Below are 8,359 nucleotides of genomic sequence, written 5' to 3' on the forward strand. Positions count from 1 at the left end.
GGTCTATTATACGGAAACTTCCGTATTACCGCAAGGAAACGCCTCTTCAAGCATAGACAAATACGAAGTTCTCGTCGTATCCTGCATCGTATAACCAAGTTTTACAAGCAAAGTTTCGATTTCACTTAATGCTGCGGCGCGCTTCGTCTCGTCTTCCACAATAATCTCCAGTTCCAGGAAATCTCCCAGTCCCGTTACCTGATCCACACAAGCGGTCATCTGCTCTCTATGAAAATACTGCCGCAGCTTCTCCACTGGCGTTGTGGGATAGAATCCAATGCTTTTCAGTAGTTCCATTCCCGTCTCCCCATCAGAAATCTCCAATTCCACTTCTTTTCGCGTCATAGAACAAGTGTCCAGTTTCTTTCCCTTATAGGTCAGATATGCCGCCTGTTTCCCTGTGTCTTTTTCCTTCACACAACGTACCCTCAAGGCTTCATCGCAGGCTTTCATATTACGATGCTCTGATGTAAAATAAAGGTCCGATTCCCACACGGTTTTCCCCGCTGTAAAATGCTGGTCTTTAAGCTTCTTTATAAGTTCTCCACTATCCTCAATTTTCAGCTTAATCTCTACCTCAATGGCCATTCCCCATCCCCCCACTTTGTGTTTTTCTTATTATATTATAAAACTGAAAAAAAGGACATTCCCCGGATGAAAAATCCAGGGAACACCCTTTTCTTAAAACACACGAAAAAAAAACTGTCAACAATTTGAATTTAATGTTTAAAACGTTGAACAATAAAATCAGTCAATCAATCATAATCAGGTAAAATTTTTGTAATTTTTGTAATACAGGAACCCTATGATGTCCGCTAACGCCCATCCGATTGGCACAGACCACCAAATACCTGTCACGCCAATCTGTGGTATTGCTGACAAGGTATATGCCAGAACTACTCTGGTTCCTAGGGAAAATATGGTAAGTACCACACTCATTCCTGGTTTGCCCAAAGCCCGGTACAAGCCATACAGCAAAAACAGCCATCCAATTCCTATATAAAAGGCACCTTCTATCCGCAGGTAACGGACTCCTTCCATGATAATATGTGTTTCTCCTGCATCTACAAATATCATCATAAGTGGTTTTGCGAATACAAATACGAACGCAGAGATTATCACACAGAAAATTGCAGATATACGCACTGCCGCTTTCAATCCATGCTGTATTCTCTGCTTTTCTTTTGCTCCATAATTCTGTGCAATAAATGTAGAGAATGCATTTCCAAAATCCTGCACCGGCATATATGCAAAAGCATCTATCTTTACAGCCGCTGCAAATGCTGCCATAACAACCGTTCCAAAACTGTTTACTAATCCCTGTACCATCAGGATTCCCAGATTCATAACAGACTGCTGAATGCATGTCAGCATGGAAAAGGAAACAATTTCACTGATTCGTTCTTTCTTCAGACAGCTGATTTTCCAAATTACATGAACTCGCTTATAACATACAAGTGTATAAAGCATGATCCCCAGTCCGGACAAATACTGTGCAATCACTGTCGCCTGTGCTGTTCCTGCTACTCCCATCTTGAAACCAATGACGAACCAAAGATCAAGAATAATATTAAGCAGGGATGATACGGCCAGAAATACCAGAGGTATCACAGAATTACCGATGGCCCTGAGATATGAAGCAAAATAATTGTACAAAAAAACAGCCGGTATCCCCATAAAGATCACGAATAGATACTCTCTCATTTCACCCCATACTTCATCCGGAACTCTGAGGAAAACCCGAAGTCCGCCCAGACTTGCATAAGCAACCATATTTAACAACACTGTCACTGCCGCAATAAAGATAAAGGATGCACAAATATCCTCTTTAAGTCCATTTTCATCCTTCTGTCCGAACCGGATAGAAAACAATGCACTGCTTCCCATACATAAGCCAAGAATAATGGATGTTATAAAGGTCATAAGTGTAAATGAGGAGCCTACCGCTGCAAGTGCCTTCTCGCCAAGACAACGTCCAACAATCAGTGTGTCTGCAATGTTATAACACTGTTGAAGTAAATCTCCCAATATCATTGGAATAGCAAATAAAAGCATCGACTTTACAACAGGTCCTTTTGACAAATCGCCATTCATTTTTATCTCCATTTCGTAAGTTGTATATTACGTTTTGTCATTATTATAGGAGTTTAAAATACTTAAGTCAAGCTGTCATTTACTTTTAGAAATCTGCATGATATTATAATGGAAAAACGAATTACAGTGATAGTTATCATTTTACAGGGGGATTACTTATGTACCTGAATGGTTTAGATGAACTCGATCAGAAAATTATCCAGTTGCTTATAGAAAATGCACGTATCTCATACTCTGATATTGGCGAAAAAACCGGTATTTCCAGAGTCGCAGTAAAAGCCCGTATTCAAGCCTTAGAGAAAAAAGGGGTAATTGAAGAATACACAACAATCATCAATCCTCAAAAGATCAGTGGTGCTGTATCCTGCTATTTTGAAATTGAAATTAAACCAGATCATCTGATGCAGGTATCAGATATTTTATACAAAAATGATATCGTCACACAGATCTATCGTGTCACCGGACGGGACAAACTTCATGTACATGCCGTTGCCTCATCCAGTGATGAAATGGAACTTTTCCTGCACAATGTCATTGATACACTGCCTGGCATTCTTAGCTGCAGCTGCAATATGATTTTATCCCGTATGAAAGATATTAAAGGATTACGGCTATAGAATAAAGTCCAAATGCAGCCTAATCCAACGATTCTCAAAGCCAACAGGGACGGGGAAAAATCCGTTTTCCCCGTCCCCAATAGCTTACACTTCTTTAAACTTCGGATGCTTGGATAATGCCATTGTCACTACAAATCCGACAACAAGTGAGATCAGAATTCCGATCATATAATTCAGCATTCCACCAGACTTGATGCATACGAATCCGATGATTCCTGCTGCTCCCGGGGAGATATTCTGAACATTTGTCAGTGTCACATAAGCACATCCTACAGCAGAACCGAACATTGCTGCATAGAATGGATATTTCATCTTCAAGTTGACTCCGAACATTGCTGGTTCTGTAATACCAAGCAGTGCTGAGATACCGGAAGAAACTGCGATGCTCTTCATCTTCTTATCTTTTGCACAGAACATTGCTGCCAGTGTTGCTCCACCCTGAGCCACATTGTTGCATGCTGCGATTGCAAAGAGGAAAGATCCGCCTGCTGCAATCAGCTGGATATCAACCGGGAGAAGACTGTGGTGCATTCCCGTCATTGTTAATGGTGCATAGATAAATCCGAAAATAAATCCACCGACAACACCTAATGTATCATGGAGCCACAGAACACCATTTGTAATCCAGTCTCCGGCTGTACGCATCACTCCACCTACCACTGTAAATGTAAGGAATGCTGTTACGAGTACGGAAAGTGCAGGTGTCAGGAGGTTGTCAAGATATTCCGGAACTACTTTGTGAAGTTTCTTCTCGATAAATGCAAGGATTGCTGCCGCTGCAAGTACCGGAAGTACAGTTCCCTGATATCCAACCTTCTCAATTGTCAGCGCTCCGATATGCCATACCGGAACCGTTCCCTCTGTAATGGCTGTACCATAAGAATAAGCATTCAGAAGATCACCGGATACCATGATCATTCCCATAACTGCTCCAAGATAAGGATTGCCCCCGAACATCTTCGTCGCTGAGAATCCTACAAGGATTGGCAGGAATGCATATGCTGCACTTGCAAATGTGTTGATCATAGATGCAAGATCTGCAATATTCGGATATGCTTCAACAAGTGACTTTCCTGAGACAAAAAGTCCTTCTGCTGTCAGAACATTATTCAGACCCATCAGAAGACCGCTGGCAACCAGTGCCGGAATAATCGGTACGAATACATCCGCCAGCATCTTTACCAGTTTCTGTAACGGATTCATCTTCTGGTCAGCAGCCTTTTTCACTTCATTTTTTGTACTTTCTTTGATGTCTGCATACTGAATAAAATATTTGTATACTTCATCTACTGTACCACTTCCAATGATGATCTGGAACTGACCGTCTGTGGCAAACTGTCCTTTTACAAGCTCTGTCTTGAGAATTCCATCTACATCTGCTTTGCTCTCATCTTTTAATACCAGACGTAATCTGGTTGCACAGTGAGCCGCGCTGATTACATTTTCTTTTCCGCCTACCAGACGCAGAAGTTCACTTGCTGCATTCTGGTAACTCTGTTCTTTACTCATTCTAACTCCTCCTGTAACTTCATTTCTTTTCTATCTCAATCAGGATCTTCTTAGTACCATCGTTGTACTTGAAAAGTCCTGTCTGATTCTTGGTATTCGGATTCCTGCATACATCAGTTCATCCCCGCCATACTCCTGCCCGGTCTCACAATCTGTGTAAACTGCATCCGGATCCAGTCCTTTTAATCGGATCACCGGAACTCTGTAGGCTGAACGCGCAAGGATCTGCACGTGAGTGAAGATGACTTCCATTCCATCTTCTGAAACAATATTCCAGGCACTTTGATTCTCCTGAAATGCATCCGCCAGCCGGTAATAAGTTCCGAACTGTACGGTTCTTCGTCTCCTTTTATATTCTGCAATCTGTTCTCTGACTTCTTCCTTCTCTTCTTTTGAAAGCTTTTTCAGATCCAGTTCATATCCAAGATTGCCTGCTGCCGCCACGGCAAATCTTGTAGCAAGCGGTGTGGTCCGTCCAACCTGATGATTCGGACATGCTGACACATGCGCTCCCATTGTAACTGTCGGAAACAGAAAGCTTGTTCCATGCTGGATCTTCAGTCTGCAGACTGCATCTGTATTATCGCTGGTCCATGTCTGTGGCATGTAATAAAGCATTCCTGCATCGAATCTGCCACCTCCACTGGAACAGCTTTCAAACAACACCTGTGGAAAACGTTCTGTCAATGTCTCCATGACCTGGTAAAGTCCAAGCACGTAGCGGTGTGAAAGTTCATTCTGATTTTTCCTGTCAAGATAAGCACTTCCAAGATCTGTCAGATGCCGGTTCATATCCCATTTCACATAACTGATATTTCCCGGTGCCAACACCTTACTGACTGCATCGATCAGATATTCGCAAACTGCCGGATTCGACAGATCCAGTACCAGCTGATGTCGGCTGAGTATTGGTTCGTAGAGCGGACTTCGGATCACCCAGTCTGGATGCTCCCTGTAAAGGTCACTTTCCTTTGAAATCATCTCCGGTTCAAACCAGATTCCGAAATCAATCCCCTTCTGTTTCACCTTTTTAGCAAGACTCTGCAGGCCATCCGGAAATTTCTTCTTATCTTCCGTCCAGTCCCCCAAGGAAGTCGTATCTGTATTTCTTCCCTTGAACCAGCCATCATCCATCACCAGAAGTTCGATTCCAAGCTCCGCTGCTTCTTCCGCCAGCGTCAGCATTTTCTTTTCATTGATCTCAAAATACATACCTTCCCAGCTATTCAATAGAACTGGCCGTTCCCGGTCTCTGTACCATCCCCGGCAGACGCGCGTTCTGTATAACTTGTGAAATGTATTCGACATTCCGGCAAGTCCATTTGCACTATAGACCAGTACAGCCTCCGGTGTGCAGAAGCTTGTTCCCGGTGAAAGCTGCCATCCAAACTGATACGGATTAATTCCAAGCTGTACCCTGGTTGTTCCATACTGTCCACACTGAACACATCCATAGAAGTTTCCACTGTAAATCAGGTTTACTCCTAACACTTCCCCTTGCTCTTCCGTAGTCCCGGGACTTAACAATCCGATAAATGGGGTTGCCTGTGGGCTGCTCGTTCCACGACTGCTTTCAATCGTGACTGAATCCGCACACAATGGACGTCGATACACGTTTTTCTCTTCTGTATGTGCACCGGCTAATGTCAGTACGTCATATTCCTGTGTTGGAAGATCCATGTTCATGCTTAAGAATCGACAGATTTCTATCGATTCTGTTCCGTCATTGATCCATTTTGCGAATCGTGTGACCACTGCATCTTCATAGATGGTGTAATATAGCAGAATTCTCTGATTTCTCACCTTATCCTGAAGCGTAATCTCCAGTGTCATTGCCTCGGTGTCCGCATCAGTATAGACATGTGGCAGACCATCTGGAGCAATTTTTCCACTCAGAATACGATAGTTGTTATAGAAAAATCTTGCGTTTCTATCTCCATTTCTATCTTCTAGTTCGTAGGCCGGACTTCGGAAGTCCCCCTGTCCGGACTCCGGAAATTCCCTCAACTGTGTATCCAGAGAAAATGTCCTGTCTTCCTCAACCGGATTCGCACAGAATCCACGGTCGTAATAATAATCCTTGATGCCGCTGTGCCATCTCTTTATTCTTTTTCCGTAGTAACAATGCTTTAAATATCGTTGTTTTTCTACTTGAATCACATAACTGATCTTATCGTTGTACAGATGAAAGACCTGCTGTTCTTCCTCAAAACTGATCTGCATTCTATTTCTCCACTCTCTCATTCTGTTTCATTTCATCTCTTGACTAAATACATTATAACTTCCATCTTTTCTCACTTTCAATGGTAATACAGATTGGTGAATGGTAATTTCTTGCTATTTTTTATTGATTGCTATATTATGATATCGGATATAAAAACCAAAAACTAAGATTTCTACAGATTGTTTCGTGCTATGCCCCGCAATCTTCATTTATTTTGAAAGGAGTACTTTTTATGACAAACACAAAATCATCTGCCCAACTACCTTTTGGTTCCGTCGGTTTTCATATAACCTCTGCGCTTCCTCTCCAGACACTTCGTGGAATCGGCATGCATCACATCACTTCCCATGACTATCATTGGGATAACCGAGTCCGCAAAAACTCTTATGTATTACTTCAGTACACGATTTCAGGAAAAGGAAGTTTCCAGACACCAGACCATACCTATCCTCAACAGACAGGTGATCTCTTCCTTGTTCAAGTACCCGGAGACAGCCAATACTCATTACCCGACGATTCGGAATACTGGGATGTTCTTTATCTGGAATTTTCCTCCGAGTGTCTCCCTCTTCTCTACCACATTCATCTTTCCTGTGGACCTGCCTTCCACCTGGAAGCATCCAGTACTTTACCTGAACAGATGAAACAGCTCTATGCTGATGCGATTTCCAATCAGTTAGCATCGGTATTTGATAATTCAAAAGCGGCCTACGCTTTTCTTTTAGATCTGGCAGATTATGCATTGGAAAACCCGGCACTTTCTTCACCTCGTGTTACACTGGCCAAGAACTATCTGGATTCCAATTATTACAACACGGATCTGAATCTTGACGAAGTCGCTGATGCCGTCGGTCTGTCCAAGTATCATCTTTGCAGAGAATTCAACCATCTATATGGAATCTCGCCCGGAAAATATCTGGCGAATCTGCGTCTTCAGAAATCCTGTGCGCTTCTTTTACAGAGCCATCAGCACACAATTGCCGAAATCGCCTCCATGGTCGGATTTTCAAATGATAATTATTTTTGCAAAGTCTTTCGAAAAGCTTTCGGAACTACACCAACTCAATATCGGCTTCAAAATCAGAACTATGATCTTGTCCGCGTTCTCTATGATTCGCATTCCAGGATTCCATCTGATAAATAACCGCCTCATATGGTCTGAGTTCTGTAATTTTTTCCGCGGCAGGTGTATCTGCATAATTACTAAGCATGACCTGCCCGGCTCTCTTACACTGTAACTTTCTTGTCTTCTCATGAAAGTTACAGACAATCAGCCATTTTTCCTCCTCCAGCGTTCTTGTATAGATATAAAGGTCTTCATCCTCTGGGAACAGCAGTTGATAAGTTCCGTATACCATAACTTCATGTTCTTTCCGAAGCTGGATCAATTTCTGATAATGATAGAAAACGGACTCTGGATCCGCTAATGCCTGCTCTACATTGATTTCCTTATAATTGGGATTGACTCTGTACCATGGAGTTCCTTCTGTAAATCCTGCATTCTTTTCGGCATTCCACTGCATCGGTGTCCTTGCATTATCCCTCGCCTTCGCCCGGATTGCATACATGGTCTCTTCCTCTGTGAATCCCGCTTTCAGGCGTTCTTGATAAATGTTCTGTGTCTCAATATCAGGAAATTCATCAATCGTCTGAAATGGAACATTCGTCATTCCAATCTCTTCCCCCTGATAGATATACGGTGTCCCCTTCATTCCATGAAGCAGTGTCGCAAGCATTTTTGCAGACAGGACACGATAGTCTCCGTCATTTCCCCAACGGGAAACGATTCTTGGAAGATCATGGTTATTCCAGAATAAACTGTTCCATCCATGACCTTCTAACTCTGTCTGCCATTTGCTGAAAACACACTTCAGATCCGGCAGACAGAGTTAGAAGGTCATGGATGGAACAGTTT

The 8,359-nt window shown here is 42.7% G+C and carries 7 protein-coding genes; 2 read left to right on the forward strand and 5 right to left on the reverse strand.

The window, feature by feature from the left end; all coding sequences use genetic code 11:
* Window positions 1-6: 6 nt before the first annotated feature.
* Together cyaB and ACZMB2_RS04765 are read right to left on the reverse strand one after the other, a co-directional pair.
* Window positions 7-588, reverse strand: a complete 582-nt coding sequence (cyaB, locus tag ACZMB2_RS04760; RefSeq protein WP_487595763.1) for a class IV adenylate cyclase — start codon at window positions 586-588, stop codon at window positions 7-9.
* Between the two features lie 177 nt (window positions 589-765).
* On the reverse strand, window positions 766-2,094 hold the full coding sequence (locus ACZMB2_RS04765; protein ID WP_487595764.1) for an MATE family efflux transporter: 1,329 nt from the start codon (window positions 2,092-2,094) through the stop codon (window positions 766-768).
* A gap of 158 nt (window positions 2,095-2,252) precedes the next feature.
* Here ACZMB2_RS04765 and ACZMB2_RS04770 point away from each other — a divergent pair, with 158 nt between their 5' ends.
* A complete protein-coding gene (locus tag ACZMB2_RS04770; protein ID WP_487595765.1) occupies window positions 2,253-2,711 on the forward strand; it encodes an Lrp/AsnC family transcriptional regulator in 459 nt (152 codons plus the stop codon).
* Between the two features lie 84 nt (window positions 2,712-2,795).
* Here ACZMB2_RS04770 and ACZMB2_RS04775 read toward each other — a convergent pair whose 3' ends face one another.
* Window positions 2,796-4,220 (reverse strand): sucrose-specific PTS transporter subunit IIBC, encoded by a 1,425-nt coding sequence (locus ACZMB2_RS04775; RefSeq protein ID WP_487595766.1) that lies wholly within the window; start codon window positions 4,218-4,220, stop codon window positions 2,796-2,798.
* Window positions 4,221-4,259: 39 nt separating this feature from the next.
* A complete protein-coding gene (locus tag ACZMB2_RS04780) occupies window positions 4,260-6,443 on the reverse strand; it encodes an alpha-galactosidase (protein WP_487595767.1) in 2,184 nt (727 codons plus the stop codon).
* Between the two features lie 233 nt (window positions 6,444-6,676).
* Between ACZMB2_RS04780 and ACZMB2_RS04785 the strand changes: the two genes are divergently transcribed.
* Window positions 6,677-7,588, forward strand: a complete 912-nt coding sequence (locus ACZMB2_RS04785; protein ID WP_487595768.1) for an AraC family transcriptional regulator — start codon at window positions 6,677-6,679, stop codon at window positions 7,586-7,588.
* Here ACZMB2_RS04785 and ACZMB2_RS04790 read toward each other — a convergent pair.
* Complete coding sequence (locus ACZMB2_RS04790; RefSeq protein WP_487595772.1) at window positions 7,497-8,327, reverse strand: alpha-amylase family glycosyl hydrolase; 831 nt, start codon at window positions 8,325-8,327, stop codon at window positions 7,497-7,499. The two genes, ACZMB2_RS04785 and ACZMB2_RS04790, sit on opposite strands and share 92 nt — an antisense overlap.
* Between the last annotated feature and the right edge of the window lie 32 nt (window positions 8,328-8,359).

This window comes from Hominiventricola sp. (genome assembly GCF_057604405.1).

Coding starts and splice junctions, on each gene's coding strand:
- cyaB (WP_487595763.1), bottom strand. CDS start 588: ATGGCCATTGAGGTAGAGATTAAGCTGAAAATTGAGGATAGTGGAGAA.
- ACZMB2_RS04765 (WP_487595764.1), bottom strand. CDS start 2,094: ATGAATGGCGATTTGTCAAAAGGACCTGTTGTAAAGTCGATGCTTTTA.
- ACZMB2_RS04770 (WP_487595765.1), top strand. CDS start 2,253: ATGTACCTGAATGGTTTAGATGAACTCGATCAGAAAATTATCCAGTTG.
- ACZMB2_RS04775 (WP_487595766.1), bottom strand. CDS start 4,220: ATGAGTAAAGAACAGAGTTACCAGAATGCAGCAAGTGAACTTCTGCGT.
- ACZMB2_RS04780 (WP_487595767.1), bottom strand. CDS start 6,443: ATGCAGATCAGTTTTGAGGAAGAACAGCAGGTCTTTCATCTGTACAAC.
- ACZMB2_RS04785 (WP_487595768.1), top strand. CDS start 6,677: ATGACAAACACAAAATCATCTGCCCAACTACCTTTTGGTTCCGTCGGT.